The 24,457-nt window shown below is 40.1% G+C and carries 28 protein-coding genes and 1 tRNA gene; 25 read left to right on the top strand and 4 right to left on the bottom strand.

What is annotated here, in order from left to right; translation table 11 throughout:
- The first annotated feature begins 24 nt into the window (after positions 1 to 24).
- The 4 genes from D9T12_RS08355 (at position 25) to D9T12_RS08340 (ending at position 3,633) form a co-directional block, all read left to right on the top strand.
- A complete protein-coding gene (locus D9T12_RS08355; RefSeq protein ID WP_130537748.1) occupies positions 25 to 1,392 on the top strand; it encodes a replication-associated recombination protein A in 1,368 nt (455 codons plus the stop codon).
- 132 nt (positions 1,393 to 1,524) lie between these two features.
- On the top strand, positions 1,525 to 1,920 hold the full coding sequence (crcB, locus tag D9T12_RS08350; RefSeq protein WP_130537747.1) for a fluoride efflux transporter CrcB: 396 nt from the start codon (positions 1,525 to 1,527) through the stop codon (positions 1,918 to 1,920).
- Between the two features lie 79 nt (positions 1,921 to 1,999).
- Positions 2,000 to 3,289, top strand: a complete 1,290-nt coding sequence (serS, locus tag D9T12_RS08345) for a serine--tRNA ligase (protein WP_130537746.1) — start codon at positions 2,000 to 2,002, stop codon at positions 3,287 to 3,289.
- A 267-nt stretch (positions 3,290 to 3,556) separates the two neighbouring features.
- A tRNA-Met gene (locus D9T12_RS08340) sits at positions 3,557 to 3,633 on the top strand.
- Between the two features lie 311 nt (positions 3,634 to 3,944).
- Here the strand turns inward: D9T12_RS08340 and D9T12_RS12585 are convergent.
- The 4 genes from D9T12_RS12585 to D9T12_RS08320 are packed head-to-tail and all read right to left on the bottom strand — an operon-like array spanning position 3,945 to position 7,645.
- Entirely contained in the window at positions 3,945 to 4,793 is an 849-nt protein-coding gene (locus D9T12_RS12585) for a tyrosine-type recombinase/integrase (RefSeq protein ID WP_130537745.1), read from the bottom strand.
- The gene (mobH, locus tag D9T12_RS08330) at positions 4,790 to 6,934 is read right to left on the bottom strand and encodes a MobH family relaxase (RefSeq protein WP_130537744.1); all 2,145 of its coding nucleotides are present in this window, start codon (positions 6,932 to 6,934) and stop codon (positions 4,790 to 4,792) included. Before mobH ends, D9T12_RS12585 begins: the two co-directional genes overlap by 4 nt.
- Entirely contained in the window at positions 6,919 to 7,317 is a 399-nt protein-coding gene (locus D9T12_RS08325) for a Rho GTPase-activating protein (RefSeq protein ID WP_130537743.1), read from the bottom strand. Before D9T12_RS08325 ends, mobH begins: the two co-directional genes overlap by 16 nt.
- Positions 7,307 to 7,645 carry a hypothetical protein gene (locus D9T12_RS08320; protein ID WP_130537742.1) on the bottom strand — a complete coding sequence of 113 codons (339 nt, stop codon included), beginning with the start codon at positions 7,643 to 7,645 and terminating at the stop codon, positions 7,307 to 7,309. Before D9T12_RS08320 ends, D9T12_RS08325 begins: the two co-directional genes overlap by 11 nt.
- 180 nt (positions 7,646 to 7,825) lie before the next feature.
- Here D9T12_RS08320 and D9T12_RS08315 point away from each other — a divergent pair, with 180 nt between their 5' ends.
- The 21 genes from D9T12_RS08315 to D9T12_RS08225 all read left to right on the top strand — a co-directional run bounded on the left by D9T12_RS08315 (position 7,826) and on the right by D9T12_RS08225 (position 24,456).
- Positions 7,826 to 8,563, top strand: coding sequence for a PFL_4669 family integrating conjugative element protein (locus D9T12_RS08315; protein WP_165395076.1), 738 nt, complete (start codon positions 7,826 to 7,828; stop codon positions 8,561 to 8,563).
- Complete coding sequence (locus D9T12_RS08310; protein ID WP_130537740.1) at positions 8,556 to 9,551, top strand: AAA family ATPase; 996 nt, start codon at positions 8,556 to 8,558, stop codon at positions 9,549 to 9,551. The genes D9T12_RS08315 and D9T12_RS08310 overlap by 8 nt, the downstream gene beginning before the upstream one ends.
- A 510-nt stretch (positions 9,552 to 10,061) precedes the next feature.
- Positions 10,062 to 11,048: a DNA-binding protein gene (locus tag D9T12_RS08305; RefSeq protein ID WP_130537739.1), complete on the top strand. Its 987-nt coding sequence runs from the start codon at positions 10,062 to 10,064 to the stop codon at positions 11,046 to 11,048.
- Positions 11,049 to 11,183: 135 nt separating this feature from the next.
- Positions 11,184 to 11,414, top strand: coding sequence for a hypothetical protein (locus D9T12_RS08300; protein WP_130537738.1), 231 nt, complete (start codon positions 11,184 to 11,186; stop codon positions 11,412 to 11,414).
- Positions 11,404 to 11,913, top strand: a complete 510-nt coding sequence (locus tag D9T12_RS08295) for a hypothetical protein (protein WP_130537737.1) — start codon at positions 11,404 to 11,406, stop codon at positions 11,911 to 11,913. Before D9T12_RS08300 ends, D9T12_RS08295 begins: the two co-directional genes overlap by 11 nt.
- Positions 11,910 to 12,236, top strand: coding sequence for a hypothetical protein (locus tag D9T12_RS08290; RefSeq protein WP_130537736.1), 327 nt, complete (start codon positions 11,910 to 11,912; stop codon positions 12,234 to 12,236). The genes D9T12_RS08295 and D9T12_RS08290 overlap by 4 nt, the downstream gene beginning before the upstream one ends.
- Positions 12,237 to 12,618: 382 nt before the next feature.
- Positions 12,619 to 13,113, top strand: coding sequence for a hypothetical protein (locus D9T12_RS08285; protein ID WP_130537735.1), 495 nt, complete (start codon positions 12,619 to 12,621; stop codon positions 13,111 to 13,113).
- A gap of 207 nt (positions 13,114 to 13,320) precedes the next feature.
- On the top strand, positions 13,321 to 13,551 hold the full coding sequence (locus tag D9T12_RS08280) for a helix-turn-helix domain-containing protein (protein ID WP_130537734.1): 231 nt from the start codon (positions 13,321 to 13,323) through the stop codon (positions 13,549 to 13,551).
- 18 nt (positions 13,552 to 13,569) lie between these two features.
- Positions 13,570 to 14,085, top strand: coding sequence for a single-stranded DNA-binding protein (locus D9T12_RS08275; protein ID WP_130537733.1), 516 nt, complete (start codon positions 13,570 to 13,572; stop codon positions 14,083 to 14,085).
- A gap of 4 nt (positions 14,086 to 14,089) precedes the next feature.
- A complete protein-coding gene (locus tag D9T12_RS08270; RefSeq protein ID WP_130537732.1) occupies positions 14,090 to 14,272 on the top strand; it encodes a hypothetical protein in 183 nt (60 codons plus the stop codon).
- Positions 14,269 to 16,392 carry a type I DNA topoisomerase gene (topA, locus tag D9T12_RS08265; protein ID WP_130537731.1) on the top strand — a complete coding sequence of 708 codons (2,124 nt, stop codon included), beginning with the start codon at positions 14,269 to 14,271 and terminating at the stop codon, positions 16,390 to 16,392. Before D9T12_RS08270 ends, topA begins: the two co-directional genes overlap by 4 nt.
- 196 nt (positions 16,393 to 16,588) lie before the next feature.
- Complete coding sequence (locus D9T12_RS08260; RefSeq protein WP_130537730.1) at positions 16,589 to 17,128, top strand: DUF3577 domain-containing protein; 540 nt, start codon at positions 16,589 to 16,591, stop codon at positions 17,126 to 17,128.
- Positions 17,129 to 17,923: 795 nt separating this feature from the next.
- Positions 17,924 to 18,109: a hypothetical protein gene (locus tag D9T12_RS08255; protein WP_130537729.1), complete on the top strand. Its 186-nt coding sequence runs from the start codon at positions 17,924 to 17,926 to the stop codon at positions 18,107 to 18,109.
- A gap of 80 nt (positions 18,110 to 18,189) precedes the next feature.
- Positions 18,190 to 18,618 (top strand): hypothetical protein, encoded by a 429-nt coding sequence (locus tag D9T12_RS08250; protein ID WP_130537728.1) that lies wholly within the window; start codon positions 18,190 to 18,192, stop codon positions 18,616 to 18,618.
- Between the two features lie 82 nt (positions 18,619 to 18,700).
- Positions 18,701 to 19,165, top strand: coding sequence for a hypothetical protein (locus D9T12_RS08245; protein ID WP_130537727.1), 465 nt, complete (start codon positions 18,701 to 18,703; stop codon positions 19,163 to 19,165).
- Between the two features lie 97 nt (positions 19,166 to 19,262).
- Positions 19,263 to 19,502, top strand: coding sequence for a hypothetical protein (locus D9T12_RS08240; RefSeq protein ID WP_130537726.1), 240 nt, complete (start codon positions 19,263 to 19,265; stop codon positions 19,500 to 19,502).
- A 102-nt stretch (positions 19,503 to 19,604) separates the two neighbouring features.
- The gene (locus D9T12_RS12435) at positions 19,605 to 19,751 is read left to right on the top strand and encodes a hypothetical protein (RefSeq protein ID WP_165395075.1); all 147 of its coding nucleotides are present in this window, start codon (positions 19,605 to 19,607) and stop codon (positions 19,749 to 19,751) included.
- A gap of 251 nt (positions 19,752 to 20,002) precedes the next feature.
- Positions 20,003 to 20,992, top strand: coding sequence for an ArdC family protein (locus D9T12_RS08235; protein ID WP_130537725.1), 990 nt, complete (start codon positions 20,003 to 20,005; stop codon positions 20,990 to 20,992).
- 279 nt (positions 20,993 to 21,271) lie between these two features.
- Positions 21,272 to 21,418, top strand: coding sequence for a hypothetical protein (locus tag D9T12_RS12430; RefSeq protein WP_165395074.1), 147 nt, complete (start codon positions 21,272 to 21,274; stop codon positions 21,416 to 21,418).
- Positions 21,419 to 21,713: 295 nt separating this feature from the next.
- A complete protein-coding gene (gene pilL2 / locus D9T12_RS08230) occupies positions 21,714 to 22,889 on the top strand; it encodes a PFGI-1 class ICE element type IV pilus protein PilL2 (protein WP_130537724.1) in 1,176 nt (391 codons plus the stop codon).
- Positions 22,890 to 22,893: 4 nt separating this feature from the next.
- Positions 22,894 to 24,456, top strand: a complete 1,563-nt coding sequence (locus tag D9T12_RS08225; RefSeq protein WP_165395073.1) for a type II secretion system protein GspD — start codon at positions 22,894 to 22,896, stop codon at positions 24,454 to 24,456.
- The last annotated feature ends 1 nt before the right edge of the window (position 24,457 follow it).

Below are 24,457 nucleotides of genomic sequence, written 5' to 3'. Positions count from 1 at the left end.
GGCCGCAAAGTATTTAATAACAGTATGACTTCATCCACGTATCAAAGCGCTTCTCAAACGGGTATTTATCAACCGTTGGCAGACCGCTTACGTCCGCAAACTTTACAGGCATTTATTGGCCAAAAACATTTACTGGGCCCAAAGCGCGTGCTGACCAAAATGCTTGAGGCAAATCGTTTGTATTCACTGATTTTTTGGGGGCCGCCTGGAGTGGGTAAAACCACTTTGGCTCGTTTGATCGCTAGACAATCCAATTTACAGTTTATTAGTTTGTCAGCCGTTTTAGATGGAGTAAAAGCTGTTCGAGAAGCGGTTGAGCAAGCAAAACTGCATCGCGAACAATTTCAGCAGGGCACCTTGTTGTTTGTGGATGAAGTTCATCGTTTTAATAAAGCGCAGCAGGATGCTTTTTTGCCGTTTGTGGAAGATGGAACCTTTGTGTTTATTGGAGCGACGACTGAAAACCCCTCATTTGAACTGAATAACGCGCTGTTATCTCGTGCGAAAGTTTTAGTTCTCCGCTCGTTGGAAGAGGATGAACTGGAACAAGTGATTGAACATGCTTTGGATGACCTTTCTCAGAGCGATCATGAGTTTCTACCGGCCGGTGAAAGTTTGGCAATAACACCAGAAGCTAAGCAAATTTTAATTCGAGCTGCGGATGGCGATGCAAGGCGTGTGCTGAATTTTGTTGAACAGGCGATTGATTTTGCCGATGAAGCCGAAGCTGGAAAATGGTTAATTGACCGTGACGCAGTGATGGAAGTCGTTCAAGAAGGGCAACGACGTTTTGATAAAGGTGGCGAAGCTTTTTATGATCAAATTTCTGCACTGCATAAATCGGTTCGCGGTTCAGATCCTGATGCAGCACTTTATTGGTTGATTAGAATGCTGGATGGCGGAGTGGATCCGCGTTATTTGGCAAGACGATTAATTCGTATGGCCAGTGAAGAAATTGCTAACGCTGACCCTAAAGCATTGCAATTGGCTTTGAATGCGGCGGAATCTTATGAACGATTAGGTTCACCAGAAGGTGACTTAGCACTTGCTCAAGCAGCCACTTATCTGGCGGTAGCACCTAAATCGAATGCCGTTTACATGGCCTATAAAGCATGTTTGGCAGATATAAAAGACAACGGTTCGCATGAAGTGCCATTACATCTTCGTAACGCTCCCACGGAATTAATGAGTCAATTGGATTACGGCAAAGGTTACCGTTATGCACATGATGAGCCGGAAGCTTTTGCGGCAGGAGAAAGTTATTTTCCTGAAGAAATGGCAGAAAAATCCTATTATCAACCGGTAGAAAGAGGGTTGGAAATTAAAATTTCCGCTAAAATGAGACACCTTCAGAGCTTGAATCAGCAATCGATTTATAAACGACGAAAATAACATGGCGCATGATTGCTGATTGGGTCACAAATAACCTTGAAAAATAAACATTCGCGAGGGTATGAATAACCTCGGTATTCGCCAAACAAAATAATCGGTCTTTTTAAAATAGACTGGATAAGGAATTCAGCCATGTGGCAAATAAATGCACTTGGAATAACCGCAATTGCCTTTGGAGGCGCGCTGGGTGCAGTGAGTCGATATCTGCTTTCTCACCAAATCTATCTTTGGCTAGGGCGCGAGTTTGCCTGGGGAACTTTAGGTGTGAATGTGCTGGGTTCTTTCCTAATGGGCATTTTGACGATTTTTATTGTTGAAAAATGGATGCTTAGCTTAGAGTGGCGATTGTTTTTTTTGGTTGGATTTTTAGGCGCATTTACGACGTTCTCAACGTTCTCCTATGAGACTATGCAATATTTGCAATTAGGTGAAATGTCAAAGGCATTTGTCAATATGGGCGCAAGTTTATTCCTAACGATTGGTGCGGTCTGGGCGGGAATGATGCTTGGGCGTCAGTGGTTTTCGTAGCAAGCATTTGTGTTTTGCTTTGCATGAGTAATAAAAATTTTAAAAACGATTTTAATTTTATAGAAAAAGGACAAGTTTCATGTTGGATCCGAAACGTCTTAGAACAGAGTTAGAAGACATTGCTGCTGCACTGAAAACTCGAGGTTTTGAGTTAGAAGTTGCGCAGATCGAAGCGCTTGAAGCGCAACGAAAAACCTTGCAGACCAAAGCTCAGGAACTGCAAGCAGAGCGTAATAGTCGTTCAAAAGGCATTGGTAAGGCGAAAGCTCAAGGCGAAGATATTGCGCCACTGTTGGCAGAAGTTGAAAACTTGAAACAGCAATTGGAAGAAGCGGAAGCAGCGGCAAATGAGGTGCAAACTCAGTTAGAGGATATTTTTGCTGGAATTCCAAATATTCCACATGAATCCACACCGGTCGGTAATGGTGAAGACGAGAATGTCGAGCTTCGCCGTTGGGGGACACCCAAAGAATTATCATTTGAACCAAAGGATCATGTCGATTTAGCTGAAAACCTTGGACTTTACGATAATGATGCCGCAGTAAAAATTGCTTCGGCACGTTTTTCCGTTTTAAAAGGAAAGTTAGCGCGTCTGCAACGTGCATTGACTCAGTTCATGCTGGATACTCATGCACAAAGCGGTTATGAAGAAGTGTATGTGCCTTACATGGTCAATCAGCACAGTTTACGAGGGACGGGTCAGTTACCAAAATTTGAAGCAGATCTTTACAAAATCAGCAAAAATGAAGAGCATGACACCAATGACCGTGATCTATATTTAATTCCAACGGCAGAAGTTCCAATCACCAACTTAGTTCGTGATGAAATCTTGGAAGAATCTTCATTGCCGATTCGAATGGTGGGTCATACGCCTTGTTTCCGATCTGAAGCAGGTTCTTATGGAAAAGATACTAAGGGGTTAATTCGTCAGCACCAGTTTGAAAAAGTTGAAATGGTGCAAATCGTTCATCCCGAGAAATCCTATGAAGCACTTGAAGAGCTTCTGGGGCATGCAGAATTGATCTTGCAGAAGCTGGAACTGCCTTATCGAGTCGTTAGCTTGTGTACAGGGGATATTGGATTCTCGTCTGCGAAGACCTATGATTTAGAAGTGTGGTTGCCAGGTCAGCAGGCGTATCGTGAGATTTCTTCCTGTTCAAACTTTGAAGACTTTCAAGCACGTCGTTTAATGGCGCGTTACCGTGGTGAAGGTAAAGGAAAACCTCAGCTAGTTCACACCTTGAATGGTTCTGGATTGGCGGTCGGACGTACCTTAGTGGCAGTATTAGAAAACTATCAAAATGAAGATGGATCAATTACCGTTCCTGAAGTACTACGACCATATTTAGGTGGAATAGATAAAATCTGATTTCTTGAAAGGGTATTCCGCTTTCAAGTTCTTTACCGGCCGGTAAACTCTTACCGGCCGGTAGAGTCTTAATAAATCTCTGTTGAATGTTGGGAATCTATCCTTTCGATTGCTTGAAACCCTATAAAATCGCCTGTTTTCATTCAATTTCAAATTATTTCACTTTTATTTCAAAAGTGGCTTGCAATCCTAATTGAGATGCCTATAATACGCCCCATCAAGACGGGACGCACACAAACAAAGCGAAACGAATTGATTACAAATTGTCGCGGGGTGGAGCAGCATGGTAGCTCGTCGGGCTCATAACCCGAAGGTCGTTGGTTCAAATCCAGCCCCCGCTACCAAATTCCAAAAAGCTTGTGATTTTAGAATTATCTGAGTCATGGGCTTACATTTAACCTTTTACAGAACAACTAAACTGTGATAAATTTATCTCAAGTTTGGTTTAAGTTGTATTCAACAGCACTTCTGATAGCTTGTTAAAATAAGGTTAAGGAATGTAAAAAACCCAGAATTTTCCGCAAAATTCTGGGTTTTTTTATGTCTACAATCCTGAAACTACTGTCTAATTGATTGAGTAGTAAAAAAACCTTATCATCAATTTTATGCCATCATGTATGAAAAGTAAACTAAACGCATCACTTGCGTCTCTGCTTCAGAAGTCCTCTACATACGGCCTTAAGTCTTTATACCCATAATGTGCGTAACGCTGCACGGACTGCATACTTGACCAACCCCCTAGGCGTTGTAACACCTCTAAAGGCGTTCCTTGCTGAACATGCCAAGTCGCCCAGGTATGACGAAGATCATGGAATCGAAAATTCTCAATCCCACACGAGCGCAATGCGTCTCGAAATGCTTTAGTACTTGCTTTTCGAACGGGCTTGCCGCGATAAGTGAAGACGCGCTCAGGATGGTTTCCTCTATTGCGATGCAAAATTTCCATCGCACCTTCAGACAAAGGCACAATAAAGGGACGATCCGATTTTAATATGTCATCACCTTCAACTACTAAGGCTTTTTCAGAAAAATAGATTTGATCCCAACGAAGCAAGGTGATATTCGATTCTCGCAATCCAGTTGCAACAGCAAACAGTGTCATATCTGCTAGGTGAACAGGTAGACGTTGTGATAGTTTCTTTATTTGATTTCGACTTAACCAGCGAACACGCGTATTGCCTGACTCGGTAAATAACTTAATGTAGGGAGGGTCATCATCTAAGATTTCCCATTCTCGCTTTGCTCTGTTAAGAAGTGCGCGCAGCTTCTGCAAGGTTCGGTTGATTGTTGTGCCAGTTACACCATCGGCTTTTCGTTTTTCGATAAATTTCCCAATCATTTTACGGTCGATCTGATCGATAAATGGATTTCCGACCACTTCAGAGAATCGTTTAAACTGGCTTAGTTCATTTACATAATCTTTATTTTGGGTTTCGTACTGATATCGTTTTACGGCTTCTAAATACCGAATTCTTTTGGACTGTATTTTTATTCTTTGTTTCATTGATTAATTAAGCGTAAATACTCATTTAAAGCTGAGGATTTTAAGCCAATTTTTTCAGGATTTGGAATCAAAATTCCTTTTATTACTCTTGACGCATTGCGGCCAGACTTTGAACTAATCTCATACTGGAAGATATTGTCCCCTCTGGATGTTTTTAAATTGATCTTTTTTTTGGTTAAATCGCGTTGTGCGATTGTCCAGTTGATTCGAGTATCACGTTCAAAGGTTTTAAAGATGGCCGGACTGACTAAAAATAGACCATCTTCGACAAAGTGCACTTGGTTTGCAGGATTATTGGCAGGAATTTTGGCACTGGCGACACCATCACGCAGCCATTTAATAAATTGTGCAGCAGGGCAGTCTGGATCATCAAATTCAATCTGGATATCTGCTTGCTCAGCCACTTTTTGATTATGGTAAGCAACAGAGTTGGATCGACCTTGCGCAGCTTTCTCTTTGATTTCGGTCAATACGACTTCTCGATCAATCAGTGCTTCTGGTTCTTTCGTAACAACAACCTTATCCACTTTTGGTGGTGGCATTATCGGCTTTGGTTGTTTCACCTCTGGTTCAGGGAGTTCTATGTCTTCGACCGGCGCATCGATGTATTCATCGAAATCCTCCATATCGACATCATCCGCAAATTCCGAGAAATCGCCAATTAAGTCTTCAACCGGTACTGGCATAGCAATCAGTTCATCCATCTCATCGAATACACCTCCATCAATGCCAGATGTTTTTTCTTCTGGAAGTGTTGCGCTCTTTTCCTCTATAGCCGATTCTTGCGCTTTTTTGCGCTCTGGTACAACTTCTTTTGATTCTGGTTCAGTTTTGGAAGCTCCATCGGTAACGATTGGTTCAGCTTTAGAGTCTTTCTTTTTCGGTTGTGCTTTTGCAACTGGTTCAGTTTTTTCAGGTTCCGAACGCAGTTCGACGGTTTTAGTTGACTTGCTATCCGCCGCATTGACAGGTTCACCATTAACATCAATTGGGGTAATTGTTTGATTGGTTGGTAACTCTGGGCGGTCTTCAAGGCTTGGCCATACTTTGGCTGCATCAAAGCACAGCATTGATAGATTCATCTCCCAGTCATCAATCTGCACTTTACAGCGCCAAATTGCTTTATCCTCATTTGGAATCAATACTTTGAATTGTTGTAATTCGTCCATCATTCGATCATTGCGCCCAGGCACCGATTGGCCTTCCTTGCGCATACGATCTTTTACTTCGTCGAGCAGGCGCTTGGACACAAAGTAAACGCGGTTATCTTGCGTAAAAGCCGCAGCACCTTTTCGATTTAACGGTATAGCCTCTTCGGAGAGCATTAACTGAATAGTATGAAGGAAACGCTCATGCAACGGTCGTTCGGCAGTTGTTGCCACAACTTGTTTTACATCGCCGCCAATATTTTCTGCAACACTGATTTGATCGGCTTTTTGTATGATCTCAGAAAGGATTGGGGTGCTTGAGTAATCTCCGCTCAGAAAGCTGGCCAAGTTTTGAAAAACCAGCGGATCTGAAGCTAGCCATTCAACCGCCTTTGAATCAATAATTTTGTGAATCACTAGCATGGGCAAGCGTTCGTGTAGCTTATGTACACGTCCTTTTCGATAGCGTATCTCATACACTTCCGGCATTGGGTGGGTAGAGAGTAAATCCCATTGCTGACCTGATTGGTCGGCATAACAAAAATCCGTTACCGGTTTACCGATATCATGTAACAAAGCAGAAACAAAAACCGCATATGTCCAAATATCTTTTTTACGCTCAATGTCTTCGGCCACAACACCAGGCGGCAGGATCTGACCTCTTCTTATGCGTAGAGCATTTACAATGACCTGAAGGTTATGCTCAAGCATACCGCCTTCATGGGCGTGATGATGCAACTCACTGGCCGGTGCTAACTGAATTAATTCAGCATAGCGCTCAAGCGGCTTTGTATAGTAATGTGAAAAATGCTCAGGTGTCAGTCCGACAATCTCACGGATTTCTTCCAATTCGTCTTGATAAGGCGTTAATAGTTGGTTAGCGGCTAAACGTTTCATCAAACGGATTTTTTTTGGTACAACAAACTTTGATTCAATAGCTTTGCCAGATTTACCAAGAAATTTTGTTTTAATGTTTTTTAAGGTTTGGAGCATAGTTTTTCATTTATCCATTCAGCTACTTCAACGAGTGTTAGCACAGGCTTTTCGCTCTGAAAACACTCAAACTTTTCAACTCGGAGTGCAAAGCAAATAATTGGTTCTCTTAAAGGGTTCCATCGCTCTTTCGTGATATAGCAGAATGCTTTAACTTCCAATATTTCATGAGCGAGTAATTCGCTGGCAATACTAAGTTGCATGTCGGGATGGAATATTGATATGTTTTTTGTAATTTTTGACTGGAGCTTTTTAAAGTTGATTTCAAGACCAATTATTCGATCTATACCTAGGAAGTTTAGACGTAATGACTCGATAATCTGTGTGGCAACTTGTTGACGAAATTCATTCAGTAATTCGTCATCAATCTCTTCAATTTTCATATAAATACCGGTTTTCAGAAAACTCTTGATCACTCATTACACATAATTTAAAAAATGCTTTACTATCTGGAAAGACTGGCTTTCTATTTTCAAGTAGTTTTACTCGCTCGACCCCTTTATTGATGCTTGCGATACTTACACCTTTTAATGCCTCTGAAAAAATCCGATATCCTTCTTCAACACCTAAAAATCGGGCAAAATAGTCGGTTGCTCCGAACTGATACAGGTTGTCAAAAATTTGAAAAACACGGTAAACATGGGAATTTAATTGTTCTGTTTGGTTTTGGTTTGCTTGAACTATTTTTGCTTTTGCATGACGTTCTAACACTGCACTTCCTTTAGTTATAAAAACTGCCATTTTGCGAATTATGACAGAAGCAAATTTTGTCTCCATCAATCCGAGTGCAAAAATCATGCACTTGGATTGATGGAATACGGCTTAGCAAAAAGGTAATCTAATCTTGGCTGATGATTTAAGCTTGAAAGAGTATTGAAATGGATGGTAAAGATGAATCAAGAAAATATAAAAGCTGCTTCGACTGATGAAGAAATAAATGAACCAGGTGTAATCAAAAGTGATGTCTCAATTGAGCTACATACCAAAGAGGCGCTGAAGATTTTTATGGGCAGAAAAGAGGATGCGACAGCAGGCATTCATCACATCCCTGGTGTATCGGTTTATGCAAAATTGCTACGTGTAATTTGGGGGGCTTGCCTTGCCGGTAACCCCTATGCGAAATGGTGGATCATGAAGATCGAAGAGCGCTTAAAAGAAACTGAAACGGATCTAAGTTCATTACTTGAAGATATTAATAAGCAGCATGATGTGGTAGCTGGACGTTTAAATATTGCAAAGTCATTATCGGTTAAGCCTGTCAAGGTCGAGTTAAACTTTGCGACCCCCTACACTTATAAGATTGTTTATTGCTTGGTAAAACTAGATGAAATCACTGCACGATTAATCACTCTACGTCATATTTCATTAATTTCCCCTGGTGAATTTGATCGAAAGATCAAAGAATCCCGTGGTGCGATTAATCGAGTTCTAAATGAGATAGGCGGCTTTAAACCGTTTGATTTAACTTTAAATGATGTCCGTGAAAACACGGCAGCCTATGCTGAAGCAGTCGAAGTGATGGGAGGGCTTCCGGAAGTGATTGTTAAGAATCAGTACACTCCGGAATTTTTCCCAACGAAGAATTTAAAGATTGCCGGTTTTGGCAAAAAGAAGGTGGCGAATGAATGAATCTTGCATGAAAGAACCGGCAACGCCAGAACTATTTAGCCGTGAACAGCATGAGTTTGTGCTAAGAAGAATGCGCAAGGTCTTGGTCAATGAAAATGAAGCCGCTTTAAATGTAGTGTTTGTGATCGGTCAACCTGGTGTAGGAAAAACCGTACTGGCTAAAGAGTTGAGTTTTAGATTGCAGCGCAGTCTGTATGTCGATTTGTCTAAAGACAGCTTGCCAACGGAACTATTACCGTCTCAAATCATCTTTATCGATGAACCGCAATCTAATGGCCAAATTAGCTCTGTTATTGAATGGCTTGGCAGTGATGCGTTTGATAATAATCGCTCTAATGGCAATGTTGCGGCCATCTTTATCCAAGACCCGTGGGTGTTAAAAGATGTCATTACCCAAGGAGTGGATGAAGATAATTTTATCTGTATCGAGTCCTATGAAAACAAAGTATTTGGATTGGTGCTTGGTAGCCCAAAGCGTCGAGTGGTTGATATGACCGAGCTTAAAAGAGCTAAAAGTAGTAACTACGAAAACTGGATTTCTTTCAAATCAGCAGGGTATATGCCTTTACATAAAGATATTCAATCTAAAGTTGTTTTTCTTCAAGAGAAAGTAGGGCAGCTAGAAATTAAAGAAAAAATACTTAATGACTTATTGGAGAGCATTGCTGTGTACCAGGGAAATTATCCTGCATGGAAATGTTTGCAGGAGTTTCGCGATTTAACAAATTCTTTTGATAAACCGCCAAGCAATCCATGCCACTTTGAAGCAATAGATGATTATCTAACAAGGTTAGTAGGCGCAATTAGCTCTTCAATAGAAAGCCTATGTCGAAACAAAAATGGCTTTAAGAATGAAACAGCTTTGTCGATTCAAGCATTATGTTACGAAAATTCTGATCATCGTAAGACCTTGTGGAATGACCCTATCACACTAGGTGAAGAGCATAAAAATGAAATAACGAGAAAGATTGAGGAACAGCGAAAATGAATAGCTTGAGTTTCTTTAAAAAGTCATCCAAATTTACTTTCGATATTACAGGAATGGTTTTGAGGTTACTTTTTCTGACCACTCTATGCGGCTTTATAAGTTTTCTCTTTATATCATTCGTCTTGTTCGTGCTTGCGGCCTGGGAGAACTGGAGCCAGTTGTTAAGCACTTTGGCTGAGATGAATCAGGATGAAGTCCGAAATTTAATTACTCAGTTGTTTAATGGCTCGATCTTTATTGGTTTTGTGATTGCTCACATCGCTCTGATAATGCATCGTCCTTCACAAATAAAGAATGTTTAGATAACTTTTTTCATACAGTCGTAAATCTCGACTTTTGCCGCGCTTGTCGCGGCTTTTTTTTGCCTGTAAAAAATGTGGTCGTAGAAATTAGGCTTTCGTTATCGATGGCCATATTTGTTTTGGCCAAATCGTTATAATTTTGTTGACTGTAATAATAATAGTAGTAATATTATTACTATTACTTAATATTAACGGGTTGGGTGATTTTATGAGTCTGGTAAGCAGCGAAATTAAAGATCGAATTGTTGAAGCAGCAAACGCGCTTTATGAACAAAGTGGTTATGACAAACTACCGGCGGTGGATGCGGTACGTCGCATGGCCAAGGTCGGAATGAATGACGCATCAATTGTGATGAAAGAATGGCGCAAAAATTTAACGTCTAAGCCAGTGGCGATTGCCAGCGATATGCCGGAGCAGATCCGAGAGATCGGTTTGCAGTTGATTTCTGGGGTTTGGCAACAGGCTCAAGATCTTGCAAATAAATCTTTGAGTGATGCAACTCAGGCTTGGGAGTCTGAAAAATCTGAGTTTGAACAGATGATTGCTGAAATTTCTGGAGCCTTTGAGTCAGTGGAAGCTGAACGCAATGCGCTATCTGAAAACTGTAAGCGCCTTGAAGGTGAGCGCAATGAACTCCTTACCGAGATTGATGGATTTAAAGAATCTAGCAAGATTCTCGAACAGACAAGTGCCGAATTCGCTCATGAGGCCGAGAATTGGCAGGGTGAGTGTCGCCGTTTAGAAAAAACCATTGCAAAACTTGAGAGCGAGTCAAAGGCAGAAGCAGAGAAGGCCGCTGAGAATCAAGCTGAAGCAAAATCTGAAATTAAAGAACTGAAGCAGCAATTAGTAGAACAGGTTAAAGAACATGGAGCAGAATTAAAATCTATTGAGTCTGAATATAAAGAAGCTGTAGCAGAACTTCAGTCTGAGGTTAAAAAATCTGTAGCAACATTGACCAAAGCGGAATCAAAAGCTGATTCAATTGCGGAGCGCAAAGCGGAGCTGGATACTCAAGTGGCTCAGTTATTAAATGAGATTAAAGAGCTGAATCAGCAATTGGGTGGTGCCCAGGCAGAAAACAAATCATTAACTTCTAAGTTAGAAAGTTGTCACTTGGAACTGGGTCATGTTCAGTCTGAGTTAGATAAGATTAAAACCACCGAGGGATTAAGTGAGAAAGATTCGCAATAACTGTTACCAGTGGTAACAGTTTACAAGAATTATTCCCATTTGAGAAATACTGTTAATAACTGTCCACACTGTGGACAGTTATTAAGAACGGTTCTTGTTTGCATATACCTCGATAGATGAATTAACGGAACAGCAGTGTTAAACAATAAAAGAAAAGAAATGCGCTATCAAGCAATGACGACAGCCGCTGAAATGATTCGTCAGCATGGCACTGAGGGTGGCGACCCTGATGATTACGGACTTGAAACCGAAGAAGAGTTAGAAATTTATATCAAGGAATGCAAGGCAGTTGCCAAAATAATAACAACTAAGGCTGAAGCCTTTAAACGTACTCATAATTTAAAAGGTGGTATTTATGGAGATTAGTGAAATTAAACCAATTACTGATGAGGAAGTAATTGAGAGACAAAACAATCTCTCTACGCAATTAAAAGCTAAAAATCGATGGTTTAAGGTTGCTAGAATGGGAACGGTTATTCTTGGATTTTGGGCGATATTTAATCTTTATAAGCAGGCAGCAGATTTTGATTTATATGAACTTACTTTATTTTCTATAGTGATGTTTGCTTTATTTGGATTTGTATCAGGGTTTTTAAAAGATGAAAGAGATTCTTTACAACGCCAACTTGATTCTTGGGAAAGAAGGACTAAGAAATTAAATAAGGAATCAAATGAATATCTGAACTATTTAAAGCTAGTAAATCAAATTCCTGAGCTAAAAGATTTTCACAAGGCATTAAACGGAGAAATGCCTAGAGTTATCGATCTAGAGAAAGTAAAAGAGGTCGAAACTCGGTTGAAATTGCATCAGGAAGCAGCTGAACGAAATGAGGAAGTGGCTGATCTTGAAAAGAGGCTAGGGTGAATATGGGAGGTTGGAGTTATGAAGAAGGATATGGATTGGAGCTTGTTTTTGGAGATGCGAAGTATTTTTTTATTCTGACTGAATATCTAAGTCAACAAGAGCTATTGTCACCTTATTTGAACGTAAAACTAGACATTGTAAATAAAGAGCCTGCACTTGTTTTTACTGTGCCCAATTGGTTTCTTTGGTTCAGACTGCGAAATAAAAAGGTCGTGTTTCAGGAAGCGGTCACTAAGCCATTACTGCAAAAATTGCTCGCTGAACATGGTGAGGGCTTTGTGCCAGAGTTTGGTAATTTCAAGTCATGGACTGCCAGCACTTAAATTTGAGCCAGTCTTTAGCGACACAATATTCACTGAATTTGGGTCGCTTGATTTCATACTTTAGGGATTTTGAATTTGGCTCAGATGTTTTACTTGTGGGGGTTCCTATATAGCCCTTAAGGGTAAGGGGGACTCGGTAAACCGAACCCCTTACCATTGGATTATGAAAATGAAAACCAAATCGGCTTTTTGGGGAAGCCAATTTGGTTTTTTTGTTTCCAGGCATTTCTGTAGGGTCAGCTTCTTTTTGATGAGAAAGATTCGCAATAACTGTTACCAGTGGTAACAGTTTACAAGAATTATTCCCATTTGAGAAATACTGTTAATAACTGTCCACACTGTGGACAGTTATTAAGAACGGTTCTTGTTTGTAAGGTTAACTATGAATAGTGAAATATTGAATCATTGGCGTGATGAGCTTTATTTGAATTTTGGCTCCATTCGTGAAGCAAAGAAGCATTATGCAATGATGGTAGCAAGGTATGAGAAAGTAAGCCGTGAAGTCGATCAGCTACTTGAGACTTCTAAGGCAAGAATGCAAGGTGAATTGAAACCGGTATATCTGCATCGTTCGAGTGACAGTGCCGCTCGTGCACTTAAATGGAAGCTATCATCTGCTAAGTGTTTTAACTTTAATCATGTTGCCAAGACTTTTTCATTATTAACAAGTGATGTCCTAGAAATACTGCGTTCAGCTAATGTCGATGAGGCATTAATCGCTGACATAGTAGAACTGGACTTTAAACGCTGTTATTTAAATTACGCTTTGAATTACACCTATCATGAAATGAATCGAACAAAATTATTTATCGAAGAGTTTGAAAGCTGGCGAAAATTGCCCAAACTCGTTAATGAGAAAGACTCGCAACAACTGTAACCACTGGTTACAGTTTTCAAGAATAATTCCCATTTGAGAAAGACTGTTAATAACTGTACACAGTGTGTACAGTTGTTGAGAACGGTTCTTGTTTAATGTGGTTGTGGTGTGATTTTTTAGCACTTGGTTTGAGGTTTTTTGCATCTGAGCTTTGGTTTAATTAAAAAGTAGCGAGTATTAATTTAATCAAATGATAAAGGTGAATAGATGAATCAAAATCAACAGGATAAAGTTGTTATAGATAAATTCGCTGAAACTTTTAGTGAGCTTGCAGCTAAGGAATCGCTTAGAAATGTTTCTGAAGTAACAGGAATTTCATTTCACTTGCTTATGAAGATAAGTAAAGGCGAGGTAGATCCAACTTTAACCTTGCTGGTTAAATTGGCTGATTACTTTCAGGTGTCGATTGAGTATCTAGCTACAGGAAATGATAATTAAACAAGGGTTTATTTAAGTATGGCAAATCAAGAAATTACATTAGTTGGCAATATTGGACAAAACATTTCCTTTACGGAGCAAGGTGAACGCAACTTAGCAGAAATTAACGTTGTTTGTGAAGAATACAAACAAACCGACAATGGTGTTGAAGTTCGCGAAGGTTCTCAGAATTGGTATCAAGTCACCGTATGGGGTAATGAAAACTCCTTAGCCCCCCTGAGAGTTCTTCAAAAAGGTATGCGAATTCAAGTGACAGGTGTGCTTAAGCCTACACTCTTTCAGAAAAAAGATCGCACTACAGGGTTAGGATTGGCAGTAAATTGTCAGGCAAGTGATGTATTACTGAAGCTGAACCGTATTGAACAGATTGTTATGCGCAAGTCTGAACGTAATCAAGAGTCTCCAGCGATGCAAAATCAAGCAACTGGCTTTAATCAAAACGACATGAATCAGAATGCCAATTATCAACAAGGCATGATGCAAGGTCATAACAATCAAAATCAGATGCCATCTGAAGATCCGTTCCCAGGATAGTTTTATGGAAGCTTATGCGGTGGAGATTGTTTTATTTGAATCTGGAGAATTTGAATTTCGTGAAACTCTGAATCTGAATGACATTCAGAATCTTGAATTTCAAATCCTTGAAGTATTTATACCTCCTACCGTAGAAGATGCTGAAAAGTTTGTTGAAAATTGGTTGGTTAAGCGAGGCTATCGATGAATTTATTTATAGTGGAGTCACCAGGTAAGGTTAAAAAAATTCAATCTTACTTGGGTTCTGGTTGGACGGTAGCTGCCTCGTTAGGGCATATACGTGATCTACCAGTGAATGCGATGGGGATTGAGTATGATTCTTGGAGGTTAAAGTATGTTTTAACTGACAAGGGAAAGAAGACTTATTCTAATCTTAAATCTTTGGCGGCCAAGGCTGACAAGGTGTATCTCGCAACGGATTTAGACCGCGAAGGTGAGGCAATTGCTTGGCACTTAGCCGTTATGCTTAAAATACCAGTGCAGAACGCGCTACGTGTGAAATTTAATGCGATTACCAAAGATGCGATTCAAAAAGCAGTGAGTAATCCAGTTCGCATTGATCAAAATTTAGTGCGTGCTCAAGAGTCTCGACGTGCATTAGATCGTTTGGTCGGTTACATGGTGTCACCAGTATTATCACGACGTATGCAGTTGAAGTTGTCAGCCGGTCGTGTTCAGTCTGTAATGGTTCGCTTGATTGTAGATCGTTGGCGAGAGAATCAGGACTTTGAGCCAGAATCATACTATGGCGCAGAATTGGACTTCGGTAGTTTTAAAGCTGAGTGGGATTACAAATCCTATTTGAAAGATGGCGCAAAATATAATTTTGACCGGCCTCTTGCGGAGCAGGCTGCATTAGCTGCCGGTGATCACGTTCAGATTTTGGAAGTGCATAGAAAGCCGCGTAATCGTAAACCTGAAGCACCATTCACAACGTCTGCAATGCAGAAAGCGGCGACAAAGATTGGAATTCCTATGGCTGCTGCTATGAAGGCAGCGCAGGAGCTTTATGAGAAAGCATTTATTACCTATCATCGAACCGATTCTGTGGAGTTGGCACCTGAGTCTATTGAGGCCGTTAGAACGTTTGCAACGTCTAAAGGCTATCCATTACCAGGGCAACCAAATGTATTTAAGTCTAAAGTTGCTAATGCACAAGAGGCGCATGAGGCGATTCGGCCTACTGATTTTACGGTTGACTCCGTTTCTGGGGTTTCTGAAGATGCAACAAAATTATATGAGCTGATTTACAAGCAAGCGTTAGCGTCACAGTTGGCACCGGCTAAGTTGGTTGATACTAAGGTGCGTATGCAGTCGATGTGCGGAAGGTTTGAATATGAAGCTTCTGGATCAGTGGTTGTCGAACCTGGTTTTATGGTGATTGCTGGGCAAACACAAGATAAGGTCTTGCCAGATTTGGAGCAGATTGAAACGCTTGAAGTGGTTGATAGTAAGGTGCTTGATAAGCAAACTAAAGCGCCTTCTCTTTATACTGAGGCATCTATACTAGGACAGCTTGAAAAATTGGGCATTGGTCGTCCGGCGACGTGGGCATCAATTATGTCAAACATACGTGCGCGTGGTTATATTGGTGTCACTAAATCCAAAGCGCTTGAACCAACGCAAGTTGGAATTACTTTGCGAGATGCTTTATCTGGCTTTGGATTTATGGAGTATGAATTTACTGCGGAATCTGAAGATCAAATGGATTTAGTATCTAATGGTGACCTCTCTTATCAGCAGTGTATTAATCGTGTGTTTAAACAAGTGTTTGCAGATGTTCGCGATAAACTAGAATTTGAAGGTAGCCCTGAAGACTTCTTTTTACCTCCTGAACAACGAGATTATACGCCCACGCCAAAACAAGTCGATGCGGTGCGGAAAATGGCCACCGCTTTGAATATCGACTTAGATAATGTCGATTTGTCCAGTGGTCGAGCGATATCAGAGTTTTTGAGTGCAAATAAGGATGCATACAAGGACAGTTTTCCGCCTACACAACCTCAAATTGATTATGCAGAGAAATTGGCAGGTGAGTTAGGTATTGAAATTGCGCCAGAATTGCTAAAAAGCATGGTAAAACTTTCAGCGTTTATTGATAAACATCGAGCCGAAGTTTTAAACTTGCGCCAACCTTCCGAAAAGCAAAAGAAATTAGCCATTAAGCTTGCGGAAACAAATGGGGTTCAAATGCCTGAGCGCTGTTTGGAAAGCATGGCAATTTGCAGTGATTTCATTAGTAAACATATGAAGAAAAAAGGGAAAAAATCAAAAAAAACACTTCAAAATAGAAAAAAAACCGCTTAGAATAAAATTGTTTTTTATCACTCATTGAGTGAAACCCTTGCTGATTTCGATCAGCGCCCTTAGCAGCGCTTCAGATCCAATAGCTGCGACCAAACTGTTGGTGGATCTTATTTTTTTAGCCCCTTGGGATATATCTTTTATCCCCAAGGGGCGAGATATATCCCTTTTTTATTTTTAATATCTTAGGAGATATATCATGTCTAATACAGCTACTAATAACCAAGCTAATTCTAACTTCTTCAACCTTCACATGAACGGTTTGGCTTATGTCAATCGTATGCGTGATGTAACACCAAAAAAGGGTAAGCCATTCACTTCTGTAACACTCGCGTTTTTACGTGGTAGCTCTGACAGTGTTGAATATACCTATGTTGATTGCATCATTCGAGGAAGTGATGCTTTGGACTTACTTAAACAATGGAAAGAATCCATTAATAATGAGAAACAAAAGGTGCTTGTTACTGCTAAAGTAGGGGATGTCTATCCTGAAACTTATGTCAGCAATGGCACAACTAAAGCAGCAATCAAAGGCCGTCTTCTAAGCATTGATATGATGAAAGTTGATGGTGATCTTGTTTTTGAAGCTGAGAAGCTTTCTAAAACGGACTATTACAAAAAAAATAATCCTACAGTCATTCTTGAACCTCAAGATCCTCAACTAGAGGAACGTCAAACTTGGCTTGCGAACGTAGGTTATGAGCAGATTTCAGATTTTGAATGGAAGCTTGTAGCTTAATATTTGTGGCGGTATTTTACCGCCGCTTTCATTTCATAAATCACGTTCTTAGGTTTTATTTGTATCCGCAAAATATACAAATAAATCTTACTTTGTGTAAAATCCACCTATGTTTTGTTTCCCTGTGCTTGTGCAGTCTCACAAGAGCCCTTGCTGATTTCGATCAGCACCTTTAGTTTGCGCTACGAATCCGACAGCAAACAACCGGTTTACCGGCTGGATTCTCAAACCACAACCAAACTGACTTCTTGGTTTCACGAAAGGGCGGAATCCTTTCATTTCGCTAGCTCTTTTTGCATTCCTTAAGGGCTAGCTTTTCAACATTCACTTTCAGATTTCCGGTGCTGGTCGATGCTTATGAGCCTGCCAATCGGGTTTATTGGCATCAATCAGCACCGGTTTGCGCGTCGCCGGTTGCAGACAGCGCCCCTTAGTGCTGAAGAGTGCCATGTTGTCTTTCGATAGTGAGCAGTAAATTTTGGGATTACGCTTACTTACATGAAGTGCTTTATTCGTGATGTTTAACGTTATGAATAAAGCACTTTGTTTCTTATTTCTTGTTTTTTGTCTCTTCGAGCTATGCTTTATAACGGTTTACGAGCCGGTATAGAGGATTGTTTGAGTGCCTTAACTCAAAACCCTTGCTAAGTTCGCTTAGCGCCCTTATTGGCCGCCACAGATCATTTGGCCAAAACTGCATTCATTGCAGTCGATCTAATTTTTTACCCATCAGGGATACTTCTCCCTGTTGGGTCGGTGTATCCCTTTTTTGCCTATAAATTTAGGAGATACATCATGTCAAACAAGAAACTTATTGTTGAAATTCAAACTGGTAACGCAGCCTTTGAATTGGATGAAAAAGCCGAACTCTCACGTATCTTGAGAGAGTTAGCCGATAAAGTTGAACAAGGTTTTGAAGAAATAAACCTTAGAGACTTTAATGGCAACAAAGTTGGCTTTGCCGAACTGTTGAGTAAATAAATATCTGTATTTTTACCCATTAGGGAGTGATCTCCCAATGGGGGATGTATCTCTCTATTTTTTTATTAAGGAGGTATGTCATGCAATTTACAGAGATTTACGATTGGATGGTTATTCAAAAAGCTCAAGGCGAGTTAGTCGCTGGTGACTTAACAATTTTTGCTAGCGAAGGCATTTGTTACTGTGCTCATGGCGAAATAACTGATTCCGGTGCTAGCTTGCTAGATGGCTGCTCTACCCAGTTTAATGAAGCGAATGTGGCTCAAGTGTTAGCCTATCTGACCTCTTATAGCGAACCAGTCGATGAGGACGGGTTTAAATATAAAGTCGGAGATCGACTTTACTACACTAATGCGTTTGGAGTCCAATGGGGATTGAAAGAAATCGTTGGCCGAGAAATGACTGAATTTGGTGCTCAATATTATATTAGCCCAACTGAGACACCTTGGTGTTCGATTTCAGAAAGGCTTTTAACGAGAGAAATTTTCTCATTTTCATCAAGCAATTAGTCAGTGCTTAACTTTTTTTCCAGTGGGATATTCTTTTCCTGCTGGGAAGGAATATCCCTTTTCTTTTTTAAGGTGAGATTCCATGTCATTTACTGATTTTTTTACCAAGACTGTACTATTTAAGTCTTTTTTGCCTAAAGCCCAAGCATCCTTCGTTTTAGGGGCGATTGAGCGTTCCGAGCACGAGTATTTTGAAGAAAAAATGCGCGAGTTAGATGAAGTAATTCAATCCATGCCTGACGTTTATGCTCAGGATGGCTTGGGTGACGATGCGATTATCCATTTACATTACTTTACAGGTGGGTGTGATTGGTACGTAACTGCGAAAGATGTTGTAAATCCAGATGATGGTCAGTTGGTTGTTGCTACTGAACAGCATCAAGCTTTTGGATTTGTGAACTTTAATGATCCGCAAAACGCTGAATTTGGTTATATCCCGATTTCAGCATTGCGTGAACATCCATTAATTGAATTGGATTTTCATTGGGAGCCAAAGACGGTTGCCGAAATCAAAAAGTCCATTAATTCACCGTCACTTTCGACTTAAGTTGCGTTCATTTAGAAAATTATTTTTTACCCATTGGGATACTTGTTATCCCGTGTGGGCTGCGACGTATCCCTAATTCATTTTTGGGAGATACGTTATGTTTGTACAAGCAATTAATCATGGCTTTGTTGCTAATTTTGAAGGCTTCGCTGGCGCAGTTGAAGCAATTTTTGATTTTTCCGAACTTGTTACGATTAAGTGTCAAGGTGTCGAAGGGGTAATCCCTCTTCAGCGTGAAATTCAATTAAGTGATGAGACATCTTTTAAAGCATGGCTAGAATCCGAGGCATTAAATCTGATCGGATTTGATGAAAAAGGGTGGGTCAATAAAAATTGATGCCTATTGCTTTTAACAACCTCTCTGCCCTTCGGGGCTTTTCTCAGTGTTCTTTATAGAAACCTGAGAAAAGTCTCGAAGATGATTATAAAGGAGGGGTTCATGTTGAGTCTTATTACTAAACCGCCAGTCATGGCATTAATTGTGGCGCTTACGGTCGCTTTGTTTATAACCGATGGCAATTTTGAGCCTTTTACCAATTATGGTGAAAACGCTCAAGTTGAGAAGATTATGAATGAGTTACCTTGATTTCTAATGTTCAGTCCTACTATGGATTGAACACCAATGGGCTTTAAATAAAGTCTATCGGTGTTCAATGTGTCGTTGCATCTTCAACGAGCCTTTGCTTATTTAAAATAAGCGCCCTTATTGGCCGCCACAGATCGTTTGGCCAAAGCTGCATTTCATTGCAGTCGATCTAGTTTTTTTACCCATCAGGGATACTTCTCCCTGCTGGGTCGGTGTATCCCTTTTTTGCCTATAAATTTAGGAGATACATTATGACTTTTAAAAAGAAATCGAATAATAAAGATGCATTCGAGAAAATCACAAACCAAATTGTTGAAGCACTTGAAAATGGACTCAACAATGAATCTTGGAAATGTCCCTGGGATCGTATGACTTCTGTTGCGACTAATGCAAAAACAGGTAAACGATTAATTGGGGTTTCTCAAATCATTTGCTATATGTCTATGGTTCAACATGGCTTTGAAGTTAATCGTTGGCTTACCTTTAAGCAGGCAATTGAACTAGGGGGCAAAGTTATCAAGGGAAGTAAATCAACCTTGGTATTTTGGCTGCGTCCATTTTTGAAAGATGAAAATGGTAAGTTGTTCTCGCCTAACCAAGAGCGTATCCAGCAAGCTATGGAAAACGGTGAAGAAATTATTTGGTCATATCGATTTGCACCTTATTTTAATGTGGAGCAAATCGAGGGACTGGATGAAACCTTTTACCAACCATTGTCTCAAGAAGGGCTATCAGGGCTTGGTGAAACATTTTCACCAATTACTCAGGCTGAGGCATTTGTGCAATTGTTAAAAGATTCAGAAGATCCTTTTAAGTTAATGCATAAAGGAAATAAAGCTTTTTATTCACCATTAACCGATTCGGTTACAGTTCCTGAAAAGGGCAAGTTTCACTCAGAGCAAGCTTACTACGCAACTGTTTTGCATGAGGCCGGTCATTGGACTGGCGCAGAAAATAGATTATCAAGAGAAGGGATTGTTGACTTTGATTCGTTTGGATCAGATCGATATGCCTTTGAAGAATTAATTGCGGAATTGTTCTCTGTATTTAAAGCGGCAGATATTGGTTTTGAAAGAGAAATCGATGACAGCCATGTCAAATACATTAGAAGTTGGATCAAAATTTTAAAAAATGACCATAAGGCAATTTTCAAAGCTTCTCAAGAAGCAATGAAAGCGGTTCGCTTTGTCGATAAGCTGACGGATTATCAAGCTGATTTGTTTGATGATCAAGTAGCTTGATGTTTAGGTTTGAGCGAGTAAGGGCGTTCAACCGGTCTGGCAATCGCCAGAAAAGGAAAACGGCACCTTTCGATGCCGTCTATTTTGGAGGTAAGTATGAAAATGCCCCTTACTGCAATTTTCATCTTCCTTGCTTTTTTATTGTATTCGCCTGCTGCTTTCTAAGCAAGCGAGATAACTGAGTAAGTGGCGACCGGTTTACCGGTCGATCTATTTTTAACCTTCGGGGTACACACAACCCTGAAGGGGAGTGCTGTATCTCTTATTTGGAGAGATATGATGTTGAGTCTTATTACTAAACCGCCAGTCATGGCGTTGATTGTGGCGCTTACGGTCGCTTTGTTTGTAGCTGATGGCAATTTTGAGCCTTTTACCAATTATGGTGAAAACGCTCAAGTTGAGAAGATTATGAATGAGTTACCTTGATTTCTAATGTTCAGTCCTACTATGGATTGAACACCAATGGGCTTTAAATAAAGTCTATCGGTGTTCAATCTCTCTTACCTTTAACTTGACTAAACTGAACTTTAAATACTCTTTTATTATTTATTTTCTTAAAAAATGCATTTACTTATTTTAGGCTGTGAGCCTTATAAAACCGCCTTCTGAGCGGTTTTTTTATATCTGAATTTACAAATGCAAGTTTTTGTATTTTGTAATCGGGGTGTTGTTTTTTTATTTACCCGATAATGCTAATTAATCAAATAAAAGGTTTTTTAGCATGACACGTAAATTTTTGGTTGTCTCCGTTCTTTCAGTACTGACAAGTTCAAATTCTATGCTTTCGTTGGCTGGTGATATTCAAATTGGTCGCTATACCACGAGTTCAACTGAACCTACTGAGGCACAAAAGAATCCTTTAAGTATGGAGGTCGAGTTTATTTTTCCGTCTTCAGTGAAAAATATTAAACAGGCGTTCGAAATCATTCTGGTTGGCTCAGGCTACCGATTAGATGAATTTAATCAAGACAAGCATATTGAAAACCTTTTTAGCCAACCCTTACCAAGAGTTTATAGACGTTTGGGTCCTATCGCTTTGGAAGATGCATTAAAAGTAATCGCAGGTAGCTACTGGTCTCCAATCATAAATCCTGTTCGTCGCACTGTATCGTTTAAGTTGGCTGATGGTGCAAAAGCAATGCTTGATGAAAAACCTATGTACAAGAACACGGTTTTTATTGAAAAACCATTGCAAGGGCAGTGCAAAGAATTCAATGTCGTTGATCAATTCAAAATTCTTTACCCTAAAAAAGTTTTTAAGTTATCAGAATCCTCTAAAAACCAACTTTTGAATGCGGTCAAATTGAATAGCGTGAAAGGGCGAAAGCTAGCCATTCGTTCCTATACGGATCATGCCGGTGATCGACGTTATAACGAAGGTTTAGCTCAAGCTCGAATGCTGTATGTCATGAAGACTTTGAAGCATTTTGAATTGGGTAACGATATCGTTGAACATGAAGTGTTAGGTGAACACCCAGATAAAAGCTTAAACAGTGCTGAGCAAAGAAGAACTGATGTACTGTTTTTACAGCCAGCTTGCAACACATCAATGACAGCATCCATTTCACAGGCTCCTAAAACTATCCCACAACAGAAAAAAACTTTAGATAGTGACCGAGAAATTCAAACGAGCCATCAGATTTATACCTTATCCAAAGGCAAAAGAATTGATGAAGTACTTCGTTCTTGGGCTGAAGCCGAAAACTTTCCATTGATTTGGGAACCAAACTTTACATGGCCAGCTGTTGCCGATACAGAGATTCATGCCAAAAGTGCCGTCGAAGCTGCAACCAAAGTTGTCGAACACTTAAAAGATGAAGGTAAGCCCATTGACATTATGGTCTATGAAAATGCTATTAAAGTCGTATCAACGAAAGCCGGTGTAAATGAGGATTAAGGAAATGGTATTTAACAAACGTATATTGATCGCTTGCCTATTTGGAGTTGCTGCCATTTCATTAAATGGTTGCGAATCAACCAAGAAAAAAGCACAAGACACCATTGAAAAAACAAAACTTGAAGTCAATGACATTGTTGCAAGAAGTAATGAAATGTTTGAGGGGCAAAAATACCTGTCTCAAAAACCTTTAATTGCTGGTAGTGAAGTATCACTACAGAACAAATCAAAACCAGAAGCACTCTCTAAGAAAATCAGTTACTCCGCCCAAAATCGTGATTTCAAAGGCATTTTAGCGGATCTAACTCTACAGACCGGTTTGTATTTCAATGCGCAACAAGCGCTTGATGATGCGAAATTATTAACTACTCAAGATGCCGTTCAGGAAGTGCCTAAAGCAACCATTTTATTTTCGGGCACTTTGGAAGGTTTTTTAGATCAGGTCGCTAAAGAATTTGATCTTTCCTGGGAGGTCGGTGAAAACCATAACTCCATAAACTTTTATCGTTATAAAACGCAAACTTACGGATTAAGCATTCCGGCCGGATCAAAGCCAGTCATGGCTTCAATGTCACTCAATCCTTCAGGAGATTCGGTGTCATCAGGAGCCAGTGTCACGATTTCCAATGATATCAATGTGTCTCCTTGGCGTTCCGTACTTAATGGGGTTTTGGCCATTTTAGGCGGTCGTGCTGATCCGTCGAACAATAATGAATCAAATGCATCCATGAGTGTTGAAGGACGCAAAGGATTTGCAGTCGCGAATCCAGATCTAGGGTCTATAACCATCACTGCTAAACCTCATGTTCACAGTGCCATTCAACGTTATATTGATTCGGTAAATCGTCGTTTCAGTCGTAACATTTTGGTGGATCTTAAGGTTATCAATTTGTCACTTAAAGACGGAAGTAGTGCCGCTTTAAATATCAACTTCGAATCATTAATTAACAATGCAAATCTACAAGTCTTGCAATCAACACTGGGCAGTACTGCTTCGTCTGGCTCTGGACAATTGATTTTGTCAGGAATGGATAAATCCTATGGTTTTGAAGCAATTTTGAAAGCAATTAAAACACTTGGGGATGTGTCTTTGAGAATACAAGGTCAAGTTGTTGCAATGAACGGACAACCTGCTCCCTATCAGAATGCTGAGGAAGTTCCTTACTTAAGATCAATCTCTTCTAATGTCATTCAGGATTCAGGCGTTATTTTAACACCCAATATTGACTCTAAGACCGTTGGGTTAACTGCGAATTTCTTGCCGATGATCTTGATTGATAATCGTATTCTTTTGCAGTACCAGCTACAAATGTCAAATCTGATAGCGATGGAGGATGTTTCTGTAGGCTCAGAAACTTATCAATTACCGCGTATTAGCTCTCAAAGTATGCAGCAACAAGCGGTGCTTAAAGATGGTCAGACCATTATGTTGGTGGGATTGGATCAGTCAAGAGCATCAGAGAGTTCTCAAAATGGCATCTTCGGTATTTCTCGAAATTACGAAGAATCTAGAGATATCAGCATTATCTTATTGACGATAAAAACCTCTAACGATCGGGTGGTGTAAT

The sequence above is a fragment of the Thiomicrorhabdus indica genome (genome assembly GCF_004293625.1).
GTDB classification, from domain to species: Bacteria; Pseudomonadota; Gammaproteobacteria; order Thiomicrospirales; family Thiomicrospiraceae; genus Thiomicrorhabdus; species Thiomicrorhabdus indica.
This window is presented reverse-complemented; position numbering and strand designations above follow the sequence as displayed.

Excerpts from the sequence above, each read along its gene's own strand:
- D9T12_RS08355 (WP_130537748.1), top strand. The coding sequence starts at position 25 with ATGACTTCATCCACGTATCAAAGCGCTTCTCAAACGGGTATTTATCAA.
- crcB (WP_130537747.1), top strand. The coding sequence starts at position 1,525 with ATGTGGCAAATAAATGCACTTGGAATAACCGCAATTGCCTTTGGAGGC.
- serS (WP_130537746.1), top strand. The coding sequence starts at position 2,000 with ATGTTGGATCCGAAACGTCTTAGAACAGAGTTAGAAGACATTGCTGCT.
- D9T12_RS12585 (WP_130537745.1), bottom strand. The coding sequence starts at position 4,793 with ATGAAACAAAGAATAAAAATACAGTCCAAAAGAATTCGGTATTTAGAA.
- mobH (WP_130537744.1), bottom strand. The coding sequence starts at position 6,934 with ATGCTCCAAACCTTAAAAAACATTAAAACAAAATTTCTTGGTAAATCT.
- D9T12_RS08325 (WP_130537743.1), bottom strand. The coding sequence starts at position 7,317 with ATGAAAATTGAAGAGATTGATGACGAATTACTGAATGAATTTCGTCAA.
- D9T12_RS08315 (WP_165395076.1), top strand. The coding sequence starts at position 7,826 with ATGAATCAAGAAAATATAAAAGCTGCTTCGACTGATGAAGAAATAAAT.
- D9T12_RS08310 (WP_130537740.1), top strand. The coding sequence starts at position 8,556 with ATGAATGAATCTTGCATGAAAGAACCGGCAACGCCAGAACTATTTAGC.
- D9T12_RS08305 (WP_130537739.1), top strand. The coding sequence starts at position 10,062 with ATGAGTCTGGTAAGCAGCGAAATTAAAGATCGAATTGTTGAAGCAGCA.
- D9T12_RS08295 (WP_130537737.1), top strand. The coding sequence starts at position 11,404 with ATGGAGATTAGTGAAATTAAACCAATTACTGATGAGGAAGTAATTGAG.
- D9T12_RS08285 (WP_130537735.1), top strand. The coding sequence starts at position 12,619 with ATGAATAGTGAAATATTGAATCATTGGCGTGATGAGCTTTATTTGAAT.
- D9T12_RS08280 (WP_130537734.1), top strand. The coding sequence starts at position 13,321 with ATGAATCAAAATCAACAGGATAAAGTTGTTATAGATAAATTCGCTGAA.
- D9T12_RS08275 (WP_130537733.1), top strand. The coding sequence starts at position 13,570 with ATGGCAAATCAAGAAATTACATTAGTTGGCAATATTGGACAAAACATT.
- D9T12_RS08270 (WP_130537732.1), top strand. The coding sequence starts at position 14,090 with ATGGAAGCTTATGCGGTGGAGATTGTTTTATTTGAATCTGGAGAATTT.
- topA (WP_130537731.1), top strand. The coding sequence starts at position 14,269 with ATGAATTTATTTATAGTGGAGTCACCAGGTAAGGTTAAAAAAATTCAA.
- D9T12_RS08260 (WP_130537730.1), top strand. The coding sequence starts at position 16,589 with ATGTCTAATACAGCTACTAATAACCAAGCTAATTCTAACTTCTTCAAC.
- D9T12_RS08255 (WP_130537729.1), top strand. The coding sequence starts at position 17,924 with ATGTCAAACAAGAAACTTATTGTTGAAATTCAAACTGGTAACGCAGCC.
- D9T12_RS08250 (WP_130537728.1), top strand. The coding sequence starts at position 18,190 with ATGCAATTTACAGAGATTTACGATTGGATGGTTATTCAAAAAGCTCAA.
- D9T12_RS08245 (WP_130537727.1), top strand. The coding sequence starts at position 18,701 with ATGTCATTTACTGATTTTTTTACCAAGACTGTACTATTTAAGTCTTTT.
- D9T12_RS08240 (WP_130537726.1), top strand. The coding sequence starts at position 19,263 with ATGTTTGTACAAGCAATTAATCATGGCTTTGTTGCTAATTTTGAAGGC.
- D9T12_RS12435 (WP_165395075.1), top strand. The coding sequence starts at position 19,605 with ATGTTGAGTCTTATTACTAAACCGCCAGTCATGGCATTAATTGTGGCG.
- D9T12_RS08235 (WP_130537725.1), top strand. The coding sequence starts at position 20,003 with ATGACTTTTAAAAAGAAATCGAATAATAAAGATGCATTCGAGAAAATC.
- D9T12_RS12430 (WP_165395074.1), top strand. The coding sequence starts at position 21,272 with ATGTTGAGTCTTATTACTAAACCGCCAGTCATGGCGTTGATTGTGGCG.
- pilL2 (WP_130537724.1), top strand. The coding sequence starts at position 21,714 with ATGACACGTAAATTTTTGGTTGTCTCCGTTCTTTCAGTACTGACAAGT.
- D9T12_RS08225 (WP_165395073.1), top strand. The coding sequence starts at position 22,894 with ATGGTATTTAACAAACGTATATTGATCGCTTGCCTATTTGGAGTTGCT.